This is a genomic window from Pantoea piersonii (assembly GCF_003612015.1).
Classification (GTDB): Bacteria; Pseudomonadota; Gammaproteobacteria; order Enterobacterales; family Enterobacteriaceae; genus Pantoea; species Pantoea piersonii.
The window spans coordinates 19,889-38,595 of record NZ_RARB01000015.1 but is presented as its reverse complement, the minus strand read 5'-3'; the positions used below and the strand labels follow the sequence as shown (position 1 = coordinate 38,595).

Annotated in this window: 17 protein-coding genes; 5 read left to right on the top strand and 12 right to left on the bottom strand. The window is 51.4% G+C overall.

Annotation, left to right across the window (positions count from 1 at the left end; translation table 11 throughout):
* Positions 1-1,727: outer membrane protein assembly factor BamA (gene bamA / locus D7S44_RS22420; RefSeq protein ID WP_120458427.1), on the top strand; the 1,727-nt coding region annotated here is incomplete at its 5' end.
* 407 nt (positions 1,728-2,134) lie between these two features.
* On the opposite strand, the gene D7S44_RS22415 is transcribed toward bamA, so the two are convergent.
* From D7S44_RS22415 to D7S44_RS22405, 3 genes are all read right to left on the bottom strand, one after another.
* Positions 2,135-2,836 (bottom strand): DAPG hydrolase family protein, encoded by a 702-nt coding sequence (locus tag D7S44_RS22415; protein WP_120458426.1) that lies wholly within the window; start codon positions 2,834-2,836, stop codon positions 2,135-2,137.
* Between the two features lie 31 nt (positions 2,837-2,867).
* The gene (locus D7S44_RS22410; protein WP_158591309.1) at positions 2,868-3,488 is read right to left on the bottom strand and encodes a TetR/AcrR family transcriptional regulator; all 621 of its coding nucleotides are present in this window, start codon (positions 3,486-3,488) and stop codon (positions 2,868-2,870) included.
* A 477-nt stretch (positions 3,489-3,965) separates the two neighbouring features.
* A complete protein-coding gene (locus D7S44_RS22405; RefSeq protein ID WP_120458424.1) occupies positions 3,966-4,715 on the bottom strand; it encodes an IclR family transcriptional regulator in 750 nt (249 codons plus the stop codon).
* 323 nt (positions 4,716-5,038) lie between these two features.
* Between D7S44_RS22405 and D7S44_RS22400 the strand changes: the two genes are divergently transcribed.
* The gene (locus D7S44_RS22400; protein ID WP_120458423.1) at positions 5,039-6,184 is read left to right on the top strand and encodes an MFS transporter; all 1,146 of its coding nucleotides are present in this window, start codon (positions 5,039-5,041) and stop codon (positions 6,182-6,184) included.
* A 195-nt stretch (positions 6,185-6,379) separates the two neighbouring features.
* Here the strand turns inward: D7S44_RS22400 and D7S44_RS22395 are convergent, their stop codons facing one another.
* The 8 genes from D7S44_RS22395 to D7S44_RS22360 all read right to left on the bottom strand — a co-directional run bounded on the left by D7S44_RS22395 (position 6,380) and on the right by D7S44_RS22360 (position 14,039).
* The gene (locus D7S44_RS22395) at positions 6,380-6,970 is read right to left on the bottom strand and encodes a fimbrial protein (protein ID WP_120458422.1); all 591 of its coding nucleotides are present in this window, start codon (positions 6,968-6,970) and stop codon (positions 6,380-6,382) included.
* Positions 6,954-7,970 (bottom strand): fimbrial protein, encoded by a 1,017-nt coding sequence (locus D7S44_RS23940; protein WP_240629535.1) that lies wholly within the window; start codon positions 7,968-7,970, stop codon positions 6,954-6,956. Before D7S44_RS23940 ends, D7S44_RS22395 begins: the two co-directional genes overlap by 17 nt.
* Positions 7,967-10,618: an outer membrane usher protein FimD gene (fimD, locus tag D7S44_RS22385; RefSeq protein ID WP_120458420.1), complete on the bottom strand. Its 2,652-nt coding sequence runs from the start codon at positions 10,616-10,618 to the stop codon at positions 7,967-7,969. Before fimD ends, D7S44_RS23940 begins: the two co-directional genes overlap by 4 nt.
* A 79-nt stretch (positions 10,619-10,697) precedes the next feature.
* Entirely contained in the window at positions 10,698-11,387 is a 690-nt protein-coding gene (locus tag D7S44_RS22380) for a fimbria/pilus periplasmic chaperone (RefSeq protein ID WP_240629533.1), read from the bottom strand.
* Between the two features lie 32 nt (positions 11,388-11,419).
* On the bottom strand, positions 11,420-11,998 hold the full coding sequence (locus D7S44_RS22375; protein ID WP_158591307.1) for a fimbrial protein: 579 nt from the start codon (positions 11,996-11,998) through the stop codon (positions 11,420-11,422).
* Between the two features lie 61 nt (positions 11,999-12,059).
* The gene (gene fimA, locus D7S44_RS22370; protein WP_120458418.1) at positions 12,060-12,644 is read right to left on the bottom strand and encodes a type 1 fimbrial major subunit FimA; all 585 of its coding nucleotides are present in this window, start codon (positions 12,642-12,644) and stop codon (positions 12,060-12,062) included.
* Between the two features lie 140 nt (positions 12,645-12,784).
* Entirely contained in the window at positions 12,785-13,075 is a 291-nt protein-coding gene (locus tag D7S44_RS22365; protein ID WP_120458417.1) for a hypothetical protein, read from the bottom strand.
* 544 nt (positions 13,076-13,619) lie between these two features.
* Positions 13,620-14,039, bottom strand: a complete 420-nt coding sequence (locus tag D7S44_RS22360) for a winged helix-turn-helix transcriptional regulator (RefSeq protein WP_120458416.1) — start codon at positions 14,037-14,039, stop codon at positions 13,620-13,622.
* 82 nt (positions 14,040-14,121) lie between these two features.
* Here D7S44_RS22360 and D7S44_RS22355 point away from each other — a divergent pair, with 82 nt between their 5' ends.
* The gene (locus D7S44_RS22355) at positions 14,122-15,060 is read left to right on the top strand and encodes an aromatic alcohol reductase (RefSeq protein WP_120458415.1); all 939 of its coding nucleotides are present in this window, start codon (positions 14,122-14,124) and stop codon (positions 15,058-15,060) included.
* Between the two features lie 290 nt (positions 15,061-15,350).
* A complete protein-coding gene (locus D7S44_RS22345) occupies positions 15,351-15,980 on the top strand; it encodes a LysE family translocator (protein WP_120458413.1) in 630 nt (209 codons plus the stop codon).
* A gap of 330 nt (positions 15,981-16,310) precedes the next feature.
* On the opposite strand, the gene D7S44_RS22340 is transcribed toward D7S44_RS22345, so the two are convergent.
* Positions 16,311-17,645 (bottom strand): aminotransferase-like domain-containing protein, encoded by a 1,335-nt coding sequence (locus tag D7S44_RS22340; protein WP_120458412.1) that lies wholly within the window; start codon positions 17,643-17,645, stop codon positions 16,311-16,313.
* Between the two features lie 107 nt (positions 17,646-17,752).
* Between D7S44_RS22340 and D7S44_RS22335 the strand changes: the two genes are divergently transcribed.
* Positions 17,753-18,646: a DMT family transporter gene (locus D7S44_RS22335; protein WP_120458411.1), complete on the top strand. Its 894-nt coding sequence runs from the start codon at positions 17,753-17,755 to the stop codon at positions 18,644-18,646.
* The last annotated feature ends 61 nt before the right edge of the window (positions 18,647-18,707 follow it).

Sequence of the window (18,707 nt, the reverse complement as noted above, 5' to 3'; positions counted from 1 at the left end):
GCTTCAATATCGATTCGACCCAGGTCAGCCTGACGCCGGATAAAAAAGGCATCTACATCACCGTTAACATCACCGAGGGCGATCAGTACAAAATCGCCGACGTGATCGTCAACGGCAGCATGGCGGGCCACTCGGCAGAGATTGAACACCTGACGCAAATTCCATCGGGCGAGCTGTATAACGGCACCAAAGTCACCCAGATGGAAAATGACATCAAAAAGCTGCTGGGTCGTTATGGCTACGCCTATCCGCAGGTGATGACGCAGCCTGAAATCAACGACGCCGATAAAACGGTGAAGCTGCATATCAGCGTGGACGCCGGCAACCGTTACTACGTGCGTAAAGTGCGTTTCGAGGGCAATGACACCTCGAAAGATGCGGTGCTGCGCCGTGAAATGCGCCAGATGGAGGGCGCATGGCTGGGCGGCGATCTGGTAGAGCAGGGCAAAGAGCGTCTGAACCGTACCGGCTACTTTGAGTCTGTTGATGTCGACACCCAGCGCGTGCCGGGCGTGCCGGACCAGGTAGACGTGGTTTACAAGGTGAAAGAGCGCAACACCGGTACCTTTAACTTCGGCATTGGCTACGGCACCGACAGCGGCGTCAGCTTCCAGGTCGGCGTCACCCAGGATAACTGGCTGGGCACAGGGAACAGTGTAAGTTTCAGCGGAACCAAAAACGATTACCAGACTTACGTAGAGCTTTCGGCGACCGATCCCTACTTTACGGTAGATGGCGTCAGCCTTGGCGGGAAACTCTCCTATAACGATTACAGCGCAGAAGATAACGATCTGGCGGAATATAACCTGAAGAGTCTGGATTTGGGCGGCACGCTGGGATTCCCCGTTAGCGAAAACAACAGCCTCAATTTCGGTCTCGACTATGTCTTTAACCACCTGAGCGATATGTCGCCGCAAGTAGGCGTCTGGCGTTACCTCCATTCGCAGGGGATCAATCCTGGCGTGACGACCCGTACGGTCAGTGATGATGGCAGTAGCGACGAAACGTTCAGCGCCAATGATTTCTTTCTCAGTACGGGCTGGAGCTACAATTCGCTCGACCGTGGCTTCTTTCCGACTTCCGGCGTGACTGCAGGTTTTCATACTAAAATTACGCTGCCTGGCTCAACCAACAGCTATTTCAAAAGCACGCTGACCGCGAATGCCTATCTCCCCCTCAGCGATGACCACCGCTGGATATTGATGGGCCGCGCTAAAGCGGGATATGCCGATGGCCTGGGTAACAAAGAAGTACCGTTCTACGATAATTTTTATGCTGGCGGTTCCAGTTCAGTACGTGGCTTTTCCTCTAATACCATCGGACCAAAAGCCGCTTACTATCGCTGCAACGGGAGTGAGAGCAGTAGTAGCGCCTGTCCGGTGGAAAAATCTGATGACGCAGTGGGAGGGAATGCAATGGCAGTTGCCAGTGCAGAGCTGATTGTTCCCACTCCGTTTGCCAGTGAGCGTTATGAGACCTCTCTGAGAACCTCGCTGTTCGTTGATGCTGGTTCTGTCTGGGATACAAACTGGCAAAACACAGCCGAAACGCAGGCAGCAGGTATTCCTGATTACGGTGATCCTTCACAAATCCGCGTTTCCACCGGCATGGCATTGCAATGGCAGTCACCTCTTGGGCCGCTGGTGTTTTCTTATGCGCTACCGGTTAAGAAATATGAGGGAGATAAGTCAGAGCAGTTTCAGTTTAATATTGGGAAAACCTGGTGATGCCGCAATGAAAATAGCACCAGACAAAATCTTTACGGATTATTTATCCTGATGAAGCGGAAAATTAATTTTGTTTTCTTTAAAATGAAAAGGTGAAATGCTCAGGGAATGAGTGTTCGCAAACCATCGTTATTATGCGTTAACTTATGGCCACTTTCGAGTGGCCTTTTTTACATTGCTTACTCAATTTTATGACTATTTAACTGGTATTGTTTAATGCTATTACAGTCTAAAGAAAGATTATATAGAATTTAAAGAGCGGGTGGCGATTAACAGGATTTATTAAAATTGCTATACAGGCTTATGCTCGCTAATAGCACAAGCCTGCATCAGATTTTCTATAAACAATACCGCCAGGCTAAGGATAAACACCGCTGAAAGCAGTAGCGGAAAGGAGGTAAAGGCGTTCACCACCACTCCGGAGGTTGTACGTTTTCACCCGTATTTTCGGCATAGTAAAGCGACGGCAATATTTTTGACAGCGAAGTGAACTCACAATGGCAGTGCTGCAACAGGCCGAAACCAATTTCATCCTCAACGCTTTCTCCTTTTCCCGCCATGTTCTCACCCAGAATAAACCGGCTTCTGAGAACGCATCCCCAGGAGGTGTCGCGTACCAGGTGAACCATGCGTCCGCCCAGCGGGTCACCGCTCTCGTCTAGCGTGATATCTGTACCAAACCCAATGCATCCACATACAGCACCTGACAGCCAGCCTTTACTACGCGCTTCCTGAATCTTTTCGGCGGTAAAGAAATCTTCAGGATGATGAAATTTTATTTTTGCCGACACAGGTGAGACGGCTGCCAGCGCTTCTTCGGCATGTACGGTCGCACCGATAAAGTTCTTACCCTCTACCCAGGCATCATCCCAGCCGTAGTGCGCTTTGTGGTCGGCAGGATGCCACCATTTCAAATGCTCAGTGGTATGAAAATAAGTAAACCACCATTCCAGCATTTTCCCGCTACACCCTGGCATATCTGTTCGGGCGGCAACAACCAGACGGTTATCTGCTGTTCGCGAAATTCCCATTTCAAGGCGGAGCGGGGCAGGATTTAAAAGTATATCGACTCTGTCCAGATCCCAGCTGGCATCAGTATTGATTCTCATCTGTTTCTCCTTAGTGGTCAGTAATCATTTTTCAGGCCTGCGCGCTGTTACTTTTGACAGGCACTTTTTCCAGAAGGTTATAAATAAACGGGGTGATAAGGTGGCTGTTGCTCAGGTTGTCCGTAAGGAGGTGAAACCAGCAAAAGCCGAACAGCGTAACTAAAATCAGCTCAACATCGGTGTCAGCGGGTAGCTCACCTTTCTCGATCGCGCTTTCGAGAATTTCTCGTGGAAGTGCAAAGCGTCTGGCCATAAAGTCTTCGCGGAGCAGGGTCATGTTTTCGGAATTATTCTGGCACTCTGCAATAAAGCTGCGAAAAGCGACGCCGCAAATTGTGTTTCGCCAGAGATCCCATAACGCTTCCAGCAGCAGTACGACTCTCTGACAAACATTCTCACCCTCCGGAATTAAAATCGCTTTTTTAGTTTCAACTTCATATACCTCGGCTATCAGCTGTGCCTTATTAGGCCACCAGCGGTAAATGGTGGGTTTGCTTGCGCCTGCAAGTTTTGCCACAGCTTCTATTGAAAAGCCTGCGTAGCCTTTTTCTGTCAGCAGGATCTTAGCGGCTTCAAGGATAGCCAGGTGGGACTGCTCGCTTCGTACTGCACCGCTTGAGCGCCGGGACGAAGTATTCAGGTCATTTTTCATAAAAGATTCACCCTCAACAGGCGGGAAAGTAATATATAGAAACGATACGGTTCGTATCATAAGTGTAGTCGAGGTTATCCTCATATTGCTACTGAGAATTTCAATAAAGTTGGTGTTGATGCAGGAGAAGTCGCAGTGGTTGCAGGTGAGGAAAAAGCGATTGTCAGAATTTATGGCACCTTAACCCTGGTTGAAGATCTTGCCGACAGATCGCTTATGCAGAAGTTGTCCGGTGCCATCTCGCGGTTTCGCTGCTGCTCATCGGGTATTCGCGGGTCTGTAACACCTTATGATCGACGCCTGTTTTATTGCCCCTGGGCTTTTTATGAAGCCGGTAGCAGACAGACCCCTGACTGGCCGGTTGCGCCTGGAAACAGACGTCTGTCACTTGTGCCAGATTTCCCAGAGGCGTGAGGTGCCGATGCGTATATCAATGCTCTGCGTTAATACTTTTCCTGTGGCTCAGGGACAAAGGAGTCAACCTCTTACCAGCGCTTCTATCTCGGCTTTACATTGCATTAATGCGCTCAGCAGGTGGTCAAATTTTTCGTCGAAGCGCAGGGCGGGGACAGCGACAGATACTGCATAGTGCTCATGAAGGCCCGTGTTCAGAAACACGCCAATTCCGCACACGCCCCGCGCATGTTCTTCACGGTCAACCGCATAATGACAACGCCGGATTTCACGGACTTCTTCCATAATGGACGGCAGACTTTGAAGCGTCTTGTCTGTTCTCACATCAGGCCGTCCTTCCAGCAGACTTTCAATCTTTTCGTCCGTCAGCATGGCCAGAATCGCCTTTCCATGTGCGGTACAGTGACAGGGAAAGGCTGTGCCTACGGCTGAAACGACACGAAGCTCCTGATCCGACATGAACTGGCTTACTGAAACCGCATAGGTTCCTCGATAAACACACAAATCAACCGTTTCGCGCGTGCGTCGTCCCAGCGTCTCCATGGGCGACCTTGCGAGCGATATCACATCGGTATGAGCCGAGGCGGCAAGGCGCACCAGCGCAGGTCCAAGCTGGACACCTGCGCCTCTGGAAACCAGCAGCTGTTGTGACTCAAGCGAAGTGACCAGGCGGTGCACGGTAGTACGCGGCAGCCCGGTTTCACGGGATAGCTGAGTAATGGTCATTCCCTGTGGCTGGACTTCAAGCGCCCGAAAAATCATTGCCGCTCGGGCAATGACCTGAGACCCATCCTGATTGACATCATTGCTCATCACTCGCCTCCGTTCATTAAACGCCTTACAGGATAACATGCAGCATCCATCACAGGGATCAGCTATGTCTGCCAGGCGGATTGTATAACAAAAGCCCATTGCTAAGCCCAGCAGGGAAAGAGCGCTATTGGTACAGCCATTATCCCTTTCTTCAGGCGCTTACATTTAACTTATTGATTATATAAATAATTTATTTCTCATGCCTGGAAGCTTTACGGTCGTTTTACAGTTCCTTCGTTGACTAAATTTCAATCGCGATCAAAACTGATAACCATTATGTGGATTTCATATCCGTTATGCGGACAGATGTTTGAGGAATTTCTGTGGGAAAACTAAATAAAACGGGCGCTTTTACCCTGCTGGCGGTGGCCTGTCTGACAATAATGGTCGGGTGCGTCATCGTCCCCGGTCTGCCCGCGATAGCCGAACGACTGGGCATATCTTCAGCAGCGAGCTGGCTGGTGACTGTCCCCTCTCTGGGCGTAGTGGTTTTTGGACCGCTGGCGGGCCGGCTCATTGACAGGATTGGGGCTTATCGAGCGTTGACTTGGGGACTGTTTATGTACGGCCTGTTGGGAAGCGGCGGCGTGCTGTTGCACGGTCTGGTGCCTGTTATGGTGGATCGGTTGCTGCTGGGCGGCGCAACGGCTGTAGTGATGTCTGCGGGTACCGGACTGATTTCAGCCTTCTACAGTGGTCATGCCCGACTAAAGATGATTGCCTCTCAGGGCATGTCAATTGAGCTGGGCGGAGTGATTTTCCTGTTTATCGGCGGGCTATTGGCGACGCTTGGCTGGCGCTGGCCGTTTGTGCTTTACCTTGCCGCCTGGCTTTTACTTGCCATGCAAATCCTGTTTGTGCCGCGGCCGGATCGTATTGATCAGACAGAAAACCATCAGCAAGGTGGCGCCCTCGAAAAGCGTGGCGCACTTAAGCCAGTCTATTTTGCGGCCGTGCTTTCTATGATCAGCTTCTTCACCGGCGTCATTATTATTCCGCAGCGCTTTCACGCAATGGGTATGGGGGCGGCAGAAACGGGCTACTTCCTCTCTTTTATCTCTCTGATCGCCGTATTTGCCGCGGCGATAATGCCGAAAGTTGTTTCTCGTATTCGTGAGTACGGCACGCTTTATACGGCGTTTGGGTGCTATATCGCAGCACACCTTCTTTTCTCAATGGCTTCCGGACTTACGCTGTTTATCGTTGGCGGCGTTTTGATGGGATGCGGCTTTGGACTGTCAGTGCCGCTGGTAAACCATATGACGGTGGAGCAAAGTCATGCGCGCGTCCGAGGGCGTAACCTTGCTTATCTTTCTATGGCCATTTTCTCGGGGCAGTTTTTATCCTCGTTTATGGGATTTATACCGGGAAATACCTCTGTCATATTTTTGGGCGCCGCCGCGATCGGCGTGACAGGAATTCTGATCCTGATGTTATTTCATCGTATTCATCGTCACGCTGTCATCTGAGCTACGGTTCTCGCCTGAAATAGTTGATTCCGGAGCCGGATATCACAGGGAAATCCCTTTTAATGTCAGCTTCAGGAGAGACGGGTATTTAACTAACGGGCGGAGCGGGTTAATCAGCTCCGCCGGACCGCGCGAGCAGGCCACGGGCCCTATAAAAAAGTCGAGTTATCGTTTAGTGATGAACTTATTATCACTTCAGTCATATGACAATGTGAATTCCGTGTCGGCATCTGCTGTGCCGGGTTTGACACTGTCATTTCCAGTAGCAACATAATTCGCCAGAAAACTCAGGGTGACATTCCCCCTCTCATCAACCACGCCACGAGGGGCATTACTGCCCATAGGGATACGCTGACCCTTGCTGTCCATAATCTGCACCGCTATCCCGGAGGCGTAACTTCTGTCGTCGCTTTTCAGGGCAAGAAGCTCAGGGTTTAGGGTATCCTTCGCGCCTGTAAACCTGGTTGTGACACCGCTTGCCGTACAACCCGTTAAAAGGATGGTGAAGGGCACCGGCGATGTTGTCTGTCCCGTTTTTTTCAGGTGTCTGGTCGCCCACTCGCCAAGCTGAACCGGCTTATTAACATCGTTCGGGTCAACGGTACACCCCAGCGCAACCACCATGCCTGTAAGCCTGATATTAATCTGGCCAAGGGCGCCATACGCATCAGGCGGTGTCAGCCCGCTCAGGAGCAGGTTGCTCAACGCAGCGGTAATGACGCAGAACGACAGGCCTTTAAACCATGACCTTTTCACCTTAATACCAGCTTCAGTCAAAATCGACACGCAGATATCCCTCCGAGGTAAACTTACCTTCCGCAGGTTTGTTGCCCGTCACGCTGACAGGCCAGGCGCTGAAGGGTACTGAGGCTGATGACTTATCATCTAGCTGGAAAGGAATTTTGCTGTCTGTATTATTCGGCGTCAGTGGGTTTTTATTACCGTCTGCAACGATAAAACCTAAGTCGGGATTGTCAGAAATAATGGTATTGCCCGACACCTTATTTGCTTCTATACGCAAGGAGAGTAAAGCCTGAGCATCAATGTTCTTACAGTGAATAGCGATGTTCCGCGTCTGAGGATTGATGCCCGCAGGTTTATTCTCGGCACCCGCCTGTGTGAACGCGGAAGCGCCGATATTACCGAAATCCATGGTGATAGTCTGTCCCGTATTCAATTCGCATGACTGCGGTACTGTAATCGAGGCATGCATGATGACTTCGCTCATATAAGGCCCGGTAGCTACGGTGCCTTTATTAGTCGATGCTTGAGTATAATTTAAGATAGTATCTATTGGTGAAAAACCTATAAAGGGCTTTATTACCATAAGTGAGACGGTACCTCGCCCACCTGAAGCCCATATTGTAGGCGAGCATTGAGTTTGATTGCAGTTATTGCTTTCTAAAAATGGCACGTTGAAATATTTTCTAACCTCACCAGCAACGTATCCTTTTATTGACACTGCTAAATAATCATTTAACTTATACCAGGTGATGTTGCTTGAAACTCTATATATCGGTAGGTTGCTGCCCGTTTTTATAAAGGTGCCAGAGTAAGTTGGGCCTGAATCGCAGATTGCTTCATAAGCACCCCCAACAGAATATTTGAATATATCGTCAATTTCTGCCCCGGCGGCATCATTTTTTATATTTTTTATGTCATAAGAAGCAGTGTAGGTGAAAATATGTGTTCCGCCTGTTGGTGTGCATATTCCTGTATAGGCAAAAGCTAAAGGCGTATTAATAATTCCTACAAGAATTGCAAGTTGACTAAAAATTTTTCTCATTTTTCTCCCCTGGCGGCAATGCAGTCGAGTGACATCCTTACTACCGGTAGCGATTCACTGCCAGCAGGCAGGGCATAAGGCACCTTGCATTTATCCCGATCGCTACTCCCCCAGACCATTTCCAGCACACCCTTCATTGGCGCTCCCGCCATATAAACCTCGCCGGTATCATCGGCAATACCCGTGGCGCCGACGCTTTTCTCAGTGACTACCGTTCCGAACGGAACGGGATGGCCATCATGGGTGAGGCTAAACATGGCCCGCAGGCCTACGTGCGTCCGGTATTCCGCCCGCACGATGGCACCCTGCGTCGGTACGACGTCCTGAACTGTGTCATCCAGGTCCGTATGTATATCCAGGCTCTTCACATCCAGCGCGACGCGATTACGTCGGTACACGGTGGCATAGGGCATTACCGCATAGCCCCGCCAGTCTGTGCTGACCCCCGTTTCGTTCTCCACGTGAACGCCTTTCGCGCCCGGCGCTTTAATCAGCACGTTAGTGTCCCCCAGCGACTGGCTGAAAGTGACGCCGTTCGCATGGGCCACCACGCCGCCGGACAGATCCCAGTTCCAGGCGTGTTCATTCTGGCTATAGCTGTAGCCGCCGCTGGCCCGGCCCGCTTCTCCCTGCCAGCTTGCATTCAGGCTGCCGCTGCCGCCGCTCCGGCTGCTGTGCCCCTGCATCACGCTGTAGTTCATATTGTTCCCTTCAAGCAGCGTCCCGCTGACGCCCGTCTGCATCTGGGTGACGCCGTCCTGGTCTCGGCTCATCTGGGCCGTGGCATACATGTTATTGAGGCGATCGTGCTCTGCCATGCTATGACCCAGCCAGCGCCCAAAGGGGATCGACACGTTCAGCGACACCAGACGGTCTGTCCCCGGCATGCCGTTACTCCGGCTCAGTGAGTAAGAAAGGCTGTAGTTAATGCCGTTCCAGCCGCTGGAAAAGCCCGCCTGATACCAGGTGTCGTTGCCGGTACTGTTCCAGTAATCCTGTCGCGTGGCCGTGAGGTTCAGCGAGCCAATATCGGACACCTGCTGCGAGACGCTCATCTGCAGGCGACCCTTTTTGCTGTTGCGCAGGTTGTGATAGCTGACGGGTTCCTGATGACGTCCCTGGCCGTTGCCATCCTCTTTCCATTCATACTGGTAGCCATTCATGGCGCTCCAGGCCGCCTCATCCAGGGTATAAAATCCCCGGGTGGAGTAGCGATAGCCAAGCAGCTGGAAGGTGGTGCCATAGTTATTGAGGGATTTGGCATAGAGAAAGCGCACCGACTGGCCGTTGTGCGAGCTACCGTCGGCCAGTTCACTGCGGGCAGTGGTAATATCGGCTGACACGGCACCCCAGGTTCCCAGGTTTATGCCTGCGCCGGCCACGGCCGAGGTATAGATTTTCGCCACCTGGCTTCCGCTGTAAAGCGTCACCCCATTGGTGAATCCTTTGGCAAGGGTTCCCTGGATAAAGAGGGGGGCATCCTTACCTGACAGGCCGCTGCGATAGCGCCCGGCCACTACGTCATATTTCAGGCGTCCCTCGCGCTGCAGCAGAGGCACCGTTGAATAGGGGACCACAAACGTCTGCACGGCACCCGATTCACTCTTAACCGTTACCTCCAGATTGCCGCTGGACGAGGTGGCGCTGAGGTCGGTGATTTCAAACGCGCCGGACTGAACGGTGTTCTGATAGATTACGTATCCGTTCTGTCTGACCGTCACCTGTGAGCGGCCTGTCGCAATGCCGCGGATGGTTGGCGCAAACCCCTGTTGGCTATCGGGATACATCGGGTCTGAGGTGTAGAGTCTGACGCCGCGAAACCCCAGGCTGTCATAAATGTCGCCCGAACTGTTGCTGTCGCCCAGCACCAGCTCACTTTTAAAGGGAATGACGGTACGCTCAACATAGGTGGAAATATTCTGCCACTGGCGCTGGCTGTTACCGTTGCTGTAATCCGAGTAAACCCATGCGCCGTTGTTGCGCAGACGCCAGGCCCCCAGGTTCAGGCCGCTGGTGAGATTAAGATAATAATTACTGCTGTCATTCCCTTTGCTGCCTGTCAGAGTGTAATCCAGCAGGCCGGCGTTAATGCCTTCATCCCACTCTTCCGGCGGGATATAGCCCTTGATACTGTTCTGCAGCGCCGCCTGTGGGAAGGTCAGTGTCAGCCGCTGCGATGAAAAATCATAGTATGACGATGCGCCCGGGAAGATCCGCATGAAATCAACGCACTGGCCCTCATCCTTCATCTTCTTCAGTTCATCAGCCGTCGCCGTATTTACCCCGAGGCGCTTTAGCCATTGTCGAGTCAGGCAAGGGACCAGCCCTGTGCCATCATCCTTTGGTCGCTCTGGGCCGGGCGTGATGCTCTTGTCAGCCTTTGCCGCATCAAAGCGAAGGGGACTGGTGGTGATAAATTCGTCATTTACCCATATGTCCACCCGGTACATGCCGGGCAGTTGTCCAGCGCTGTTTTCAAAGCGGGACAGGTCCGCTACTTCCCCTCCGTCTCTGGACAAAAAGGCGGGATTAAACCAGTCCTGGGCTCGGGCAGGGCCTGCCAGTGCAACAAATACGGCAAGCGCAGAGTACCGGAAACGGGGAACCCGGTACGGATTACGCAGTACTTTGCGCTTTAACTGATGCATGACTTGACTCCCAGATCTGAACGAGCTGATTTTCCGCACGGGATATCAACATGCGGGAAAGTGCGAGTTGAGGAACAGGTTAAGAGGATTTACCCGTTTTCTGCTGGGTGATGGCGCCGTAGTCATTTACCGTCTGGTAATGCGCTGGTCCGGTAGCGCCTGCTGGCAGCTTCAGCGTTCGCTGACCAAAGGGCTCAACCATGGTGCTTTCGAGTTTTTGGTTACCCAAGCTGATGTTGACGAGCGACTGGTAATAGGGCGTTGGGTTTTTAACGATGAGTTGTCCTGCCGTCTGCTGAAAGCTCAGCTGCGCCGCGGATTCAGGCTCGCTCATCTTCAGCCCGTCCGGGCGCATAAACAGCTTCATCCTTGACAGGACGGCCAGCTGAAGAGTATTGGCACCTTTGATCGCACTCTTGTCTACGGCGGGGATGGCCTTGACGTTCATCCAGTAGACCACCTCGCGATCCTGGGGGAGAGGTTTGCCGGTATAGACGATACGCAGCGTGTTTTCACTTTTCGGCGCCGCAGCAAACAGCGGCGGGGTAACAATGAAGTCGCGATCGCGTTGACCCTTGTCGTCTTCGACCCAGGCCTGAATCAGGTAACGTTCATGGCTGTCGCTGTTAGTGACAGCGAGAGAAGCCTGATTGTCGCTTTCCGGATAAATGACGCGCGTAGCGCCGGGCGCAATGCCGCCCGCCGTGGCAGGCTGGCAGCTGAAAAGCACCAGGGCAGCAACCGGGAGTAAAGAGACCATTTTTTGCATAGTGTGAAACCTGTTTCTAAAGTCAGTGAGCATTACGGGTAGGCAATATCAAATCGCACTTCACTGTGCAGTTCGCCGGGCAAGGGGCTACGCGACGTTGCTCGATAGCGCGCAATGTAATGAAGCGCGATATCGCTTCCGTCCGGTTGGGAAAAAAAATCCGGGACGCCTCCCGGTATGACCTGATGTCCCGTCGGGTCAGTGATTAATAATCCAAGGCCGCTGTAACCGTCGCTTCCGGAACCGCCTGTTGGTCGAGCGTCAGAAGCGGCAACCAGAAAGACATCTGGCTCTTTAGGGGCTGTCATTCCTGAAAACGTAATGCCGATACCGCCCGCCATACCGGGCATACAGTCTGTCAGCCTGATGGTGAACGGAATACCCGGCGTGGAGAGGTCACCCACCCGTTCAAATGCATGGGTAATGTATTGCCCCATATCCACATGCAGGTCCTGGCTGTCAGCGCTGACGACACATGCTCCGTTCGTCAGCTGTCCACGCATATGAACCTCACCTCCTGGTATGATGACGTGAACGTTTCTCGCCATCGCGCATCCGGTGTGAATCAACAGCATGAACAAGAGCGACATCAGAGGTTGTGGATATTTCATGAAATAATCCGGGAAAGTGTGCGGGGCGGCATAAGCCGGCCGTCCCGCGAAGGCAGATAAATCAGTTGTACTGCATGATGAAGTTAGCGTCCGCGTTGGCATCGCCAGCGGTGGCCACGCCTGTAGACTTATACTGCGCGGCGAATTTCAGGATGTTCTCGCCGTCAATCAGCGTGGTTTTATTGACGAAAGTAGAGCCGTCAAATTTCACTGGCTTTGACTGGTTATCCAGAACCTGAATAGCAATGTTGGATGCCGTACCGCTGTTACCGCCAGAGAGATCCTGATCTATGCCCAGCAGGGAGCTGTCAGAAGTGGTGCTGTCCGCACGACCGGAAAACGCAACGGCTGCAGTTTTTGCCACAGAGGAATCACAGTCTTCCAGTTTAATCTGGAACGGAACCACGGCACCGAGCTGACCCGCCGTTTTAAAGTGGTGGGTGGTGTACTCGCCGAGCTTAACTTCCTGATCGCTGGTATCCGTGCTGACGGAGCAGGGCGCTGCCACCAGTTTTCCTTTAAAATGCACGGTACCGCCGTTAACGGTAACGGTTGGCGGCGCCGGTGGCGGATCACCCGCATTAGCCGCACCTGCAAATAAGGCCAGCGCCGTACCCATTGTTACCGCAATTGTTTTCAGTTTCATTTGAAAGACTCCATTGTAAGTGATCGTATTATCAGCAATTTATTTTCAATACAGGCTGCCGCGCAGCCATATTTATCAGTACTTCAGTGTGCTGATAAATATGGCGTCATGATGCTAATGGTTTATTTTATTGGTTGTTTTTATACGTTTGAGGTGAGTTTAATGTCGCTGAGGCAATCGAGCTCGGTTGCGAATTCTCTCAGAGGAATAAAATAGTCGCTTTGATTGTCGTGATTTTTCAGGCAAAACTCTATTTTCTTTCTTAAATAGGCTATTTCACTGGTGTCCAGTTCGTTGCCGCAGATAAGTTGAAGGAATTTAATTGCATCAGCTATTTCTATGAAACCATAGGCTTTAAGTATGTTTAATGCTCTTTTCCGCGTAAGAAAATGCGGGGCCGATATTTCTTTCGGCTTTCGTTCAGAATTCATTTATTTTTGCTACCATCCGTTTCGGTGGGGCTAGTATATCCATTTCAGATTGATCGGCAACAGCGATCAATATTCAAATCACGATAGCCTGGAGCTATTGTTATTGGGTTGATGATCGAATTGAACGATGGCGTGTTATGATATTAGTCAAAATAAACCCAAATTATTCAATGAATTAGATGGGGTTGTTTTGGTTTTAATTTTTTTGCCGCTTGTAAAAAAGATGTTTTTTGGCAAAGAAATCCCAGAAAAAGAATAAAAAGTTTAAGTGAGTCGTTTATTGACCATTAACTTATATCGTTATTAATTAAATGCTAAATAAATGGTTTGATAAAAAATATCATCATTTAACAAAAGTAATACAAAACCGTTCGCGATAATGAGGTTGTCTGGTGGATTATAAGCTCTCTTTTCGGGTGCTTTTCGAGGAAGAGGTAAAGGCATACCGAATTCGGGGCGAGGCAGGAAGTGCAAGGGCAGCGTTAGCCATTTAATCCTGGGCCTCCCAGGATCTCGCCCTTCAGCCTCTTTTTTAGCGATAATGTTACGGAGTGGTTGATGCCGTTGTTAAATCATACTCTGCTCGCGCCTTGCGAAAATGCTCTGCAGAGGTAATTATCCAGCGCCATACCGGCATCATCTGTATCAGCATCTCTTTGCCCAGCTCGGTAACAGAATATTCGACCCGCGGTCGTTTTTCCTGGTAATCGAATCGGGCTATCAGTCCGTCACGCTCCAGCTGTCGCAACGTGCGGGTCAGCATTCTCTGCGTTACGCCGTTCAGACGGCGACGAATATCGGCATGACGCATAGGTCCATTCGTGCCCAAAATATGCACCACGCCCAGCGACCAGCGGTTGCCTGTATGCGTTAATATTTCGCGTTTCAAACCATCATCATCGTCACTGAGCTGCTCACATATTTCTTTGGAAAATTGCAGTGCCGCCTCGCGCTCCAGGTTCATTGTTCCTCCGGTATCACTGATGTGCCTAATTGAACCCAAATCTCGGTCCGTGTCAGGCTGGTTAAAAAAGCAGGAGAACAGTATGACGTATTCGCATAAGAAATCAGAAACGCAGATTTTAGTGATCGGCGCCGGTGAACTGGGTATGGCGGTGTTACGTGCATTCAGCCGCAAGACAAAGTTATATCCGCAAAATAAGATAAGCGTGCTGCTTCGGGACGACGCCGCGCAAGGAAGCAGTAGCAGGCAAGAAAAACGGCTGGATGCGTTACGTAAGCTGGACATTTCAATCGTGAAAGGCGATCTGGAAAAACAGTCTGTAGAACAGCTAAGCGCTCTTTTTAGCGCCTTTGACGCGGTCATCAACTGCAGCGGCTTTGTTGGTGGGTCAGGTACGCAGTTAAAAATTACGCAGGCGGTACTCTTAGCAGGCGTTGCACGCTATTTTCCCTGGCAGTTCGGTGTGGACTATGAGGTGGTGGGAAAAGGAAGCGGGCAGGAAGTTTGGGATGAACAGCTTGAGGTGCGCCATAGGTTGCGCGCTCAAAAAGACACTGCCTGGGTGATCGTTTCTACGGGGATCTTTACCAGCTATCTGTTTGAACCCGGTTTTGGCGTCGTGGATGATCCAGGTAAAACCGTTTATGGACTCGGTGACTGGGATAATGCCGTTACGCTAACTACGCCAGAGGATATCGGCATATTGACCGCAGAGATATTTTTTCATCAGCCCCTTTTTCGTGATGAGATCATTTATATCGCCGGCGATACGTTAACGTACCGTGAGCTGGCTGATTTGATGCAGGCCCATTGGGGTGAGAATATTCAGCGGAAGTTGCTGAACAATGAAAAGCTTCGCAACGACGTGCAAAACCACCCGGATGATATCGCAGCGAAATACCGACTCGCTTTTGCGCGTTCTGATGGCGTTGCATGGAGCAAAGCAGAAACATTCAATGCGCGTCGGGGAATAGCAACGACCACAGCCGCACAATGGCTTGAATCTCGTCAGGATCGGTAAAACACAGAATACAGGCGCTACGTCTGGCATGGTCTTGCCGCTAAATTACTTAGCGACTGTTATCTGCAGGAGTGTGAGTCGGTGGCTGCCAGTTTTTCTCTTCCTGAAACTATACCAGGCGTCGGGCTCGTGGTTACCCGTGAATGAAACCCTGCCGGGCGCGGATCGCATTCCTGCCGATCAGAAGGCCGCGGTCTGGAAAAGCATCGCCAGAATTAATAACGGAATATAGTAAATTTTCGAACGGGCCGATATAACAGAGGAAGGACAACGCCATCAATGAGGAAAACATGACGCTTTCGCACGAATTAATCCTGATTTACACCACTTATTTTGTCGCCACTGCCAGCCCGGGGCCAAGCAATATGGCCATTATGGGGACGGCAATGAAAAAAGGACGCGGCGCCGCGCTTGCCCTGGCAGGCGGTGTAATAAGCGGTTCGATGATGTGGGCATTGCTGGCGGCCTGTGGTGTGCTAACCGTGCTGGCGACCTTTGCACAGCTGCTGATTGTGTTAAAAATCGGCGGTGGTTTATATCTGTTATGGCTGGCATTTAAAGCGGGCAAATCCGCACTGGCCCGCTCTGACTCCAGCATGGTGACCACCAGCGATAAAAGCGTCGCCTATGGCAAACTGTTTCGCCAGGGTATTTTGATGCACATTGGCAACCCTAAAGCCATCCTCACCTGGGTGGCAATCATGTCCGTCGCACTTAAACCAGGCGCGGCAGCCTCTACTTTACCCACCATAATTTTCGGCTGTGCGACCATTTGCGTGCTGGTGTTCTGCGGCTATGCGCTACTCTTCTCAACCGCAGTAATGAGCGCATTTTATCGTCGTATTCGTCGCGGTCTTGATGCGCTGTTAGCATGCTGCTTTACGATTGCAGGTCTGAAGCTGGTATTTAGTCGTAGCTAAAGAGGGCGCCTTATTTGTTGCTACGCCGCCTGTTCGTTATGTCTTTTTTGCTACTGGCGAACAGTGGCAAATATTCCGACAGACTTTCCGGCTCTGCGGCTGGAGTCTGTTGGGAAGGTAATGCCTTCAGTAGGTGTACTGACGTTACATATCAGGAACAGTACGGCTACCTTTTATGTAGGTGATATATTCTTCATTCATTGGTGAAGGCAACCGGTCCACAGGAAAAAATTCAAGAGACAGACCTTCGGCGGGATCGTTGATTAATTCACCTGACCAGTTTTGGGTGAAGTACAGGGCGGTAAGGACTTAATTTCATCCTTGTATCACCTAAATATCCTTTTCATAATCGATTGTTTTTTTGACCGTAATAAGGGCAAGCCGGAGTTTATCCATACTGACTGAGCCTAGCGCGAGGCGTATGGCATGAGGCACGTTTTGTGATGTGCTAAATGGCTCTGCGGTAGAAACAGAAATCTGCTGCTGTAATAAACGATGCACAATTCGCTCAGCTCTGATCTCACCGGGTAGCGGTAACCAGATAAAGTACGAACTGGGATGACTTATCCAGTCATCATCACACAGTATCTCGCGGGCAATGGCCTGACGCTGGCGGGCATCACACCGTTTCAGTGATTCCAGCCGCCTGATCGTGCCATCTTTAATCCAGCCGCAAATAATGGAGACCATCAGAGAAGGGGTATTCCATGTTGTGGCGCGAATGGCACGTTCAAGCGCTCCTCGCATGCCAGCCGGGCAAACCATGGCCCCGACACGCAGACCGGTCGCAATATTTTTCGCAAAACCGGTAATGTAGACCGTTCTTTCGGGTGCATAACAGGCCAGTGGCGATGGAGGACGATGAACGAGAAAAGCATAGGCTGCGTCCTCGAGTAAGATCAGATCAAAGGTTCTGGCAATCAGAGCGATCTCCCTGCGCTGGGCATGACTCAGCACCCAGCCAAGCGGATTATGCAGCGTAGGCATGGTATAGATAGCGCGGACGCGCCTGCGCTGACAGATTTGCCTGAGCGCGTTCAGGTCAGGACCATCGATACCGGCAGGTATCGGGGCAAGCTCCAGATGATAAAGAGCGGCCAGGGCTTTAAAGCCCGGGTAGATCAAGGCATCGACCGCCACGACATCGCCAGGTTTCAGCAGGCCCATTACAGCAACAGCGAGGCCATGCTGGGCACCATTCACGATCAGGATGTTATCCGCAGAGGCTGTAATGCCCGTTTTCGCCAGCCATGACGCAATGATATCGCGATCGTTTTGTCTCCCGGCGTGAGGCTGATAACGCAGCAGCGATTCCAGATCGCCTGTCGTGGCCAGCTGGCGCATTGCTTCTCGTAACAGGTCCGCCTGGTTCGGCAAAGCAGGGTAGTTGAAGTTCAGATCCACCACGTCTGATGCCACCACATGCTGGTCAGTGCCGAGTCCAGCAGGCAATGAAATATCTCGGACAAACGTTCCGCGACCGATTTCTCCACTCACAAGACCCATGGCTTCCAGTTCTGTATATACGCGTGTGGCAGTTGCCAGGGAAATATGTTTTTCCACGGAGAGTGCCCTGTGTGTCGGAAGTCGGGTGCCAGCAGGAAGGCTACCGCTTCGAATCGCGGCGGCGTATTCATCCACGATAGCTTTATAGCGTGCCTTCATAAATTGTATCCATGACGATTTTTTGATTGTCACAAATCATGAGGGCTAGCATAGGGGCTGTCAATTTTGTCGACGCGCTGCTTCTGCCAGCGAACTAAGTGAGGGATATGGTGGCAACAAACAGGGTTAATGAAGCTGTGCCTGGTGCAGTGTCCGGCTGGGTCAATGGCTTGCTGGGCGTAATAATATTCAGCGGTTCGTTACCCGCCACACGGATAGCGGTTCAGGATATGAACCCTCTTTTTCTGACGTTTATGCGGGCGTCCATTGCTGGTGTTCTGGCAATTATGCTGATCCTGCTTTTCAGGCAGCAGCGTCCGCGGCGCAGCCAGATATTTTCCTTAGTGGTCGTTGCGCTGGGCGTTGTTATCGGTTTTCCCTTACTGACGGCAATAGCGCTGCAGCATATCACCTCTGCACATTCCATCGTTTTTCTGGGGTTATTGCCGCTCGCGACCGCCATCTTTGGCGTACTGAGAGGAGGGGAAAGACCGCGACTGACTTTCTGGCTATTTTCCGCAATCGGCAGCCTGTTAGTGTCTGGATTTGCGCTGACGCAGAGTGCTTCCGGCTCCGCGAATGGCGATCTGCTGATGCTGGCCTCCGTGGTTATTTGCGGGCTGGGCTATGCCGAAGGCGCAAAATTGTCGCGTGAGCTGGGCGGATGGCAGGTCATCAGTTGGGCGTTGATCATCTCGCTGCCGCTAATGCTCATCGCTACTTTTATGTTCATACCAGAGAAAGTTAGCGCAATTAGCGTACAGAGCTGGCTGGCGTTGGGATACGTATCCCTTTTTAGTATGCTGATCGGTTTCATCTTCTGGTACAAAGGATTAGCTGCTGGCGGTATTGCATCCGTAGGTCAGCTACAACTGCTGCAGCCTTTTTTTGGGCTCGCGCTTTCAGCCTGGCTGCTGTCAGAAACGGTAACCCCTGCGATGCTTGCAGTCACGTTGGGAGTTATTCTCTGCGTTATCGGTTCGCGCAAATTTGCCCATTAAGGTTCGTAACGGTGCTGTTGTAGCAGGCTGTTTGTGACGGTTCCCTTCTGGTGTAAAACCA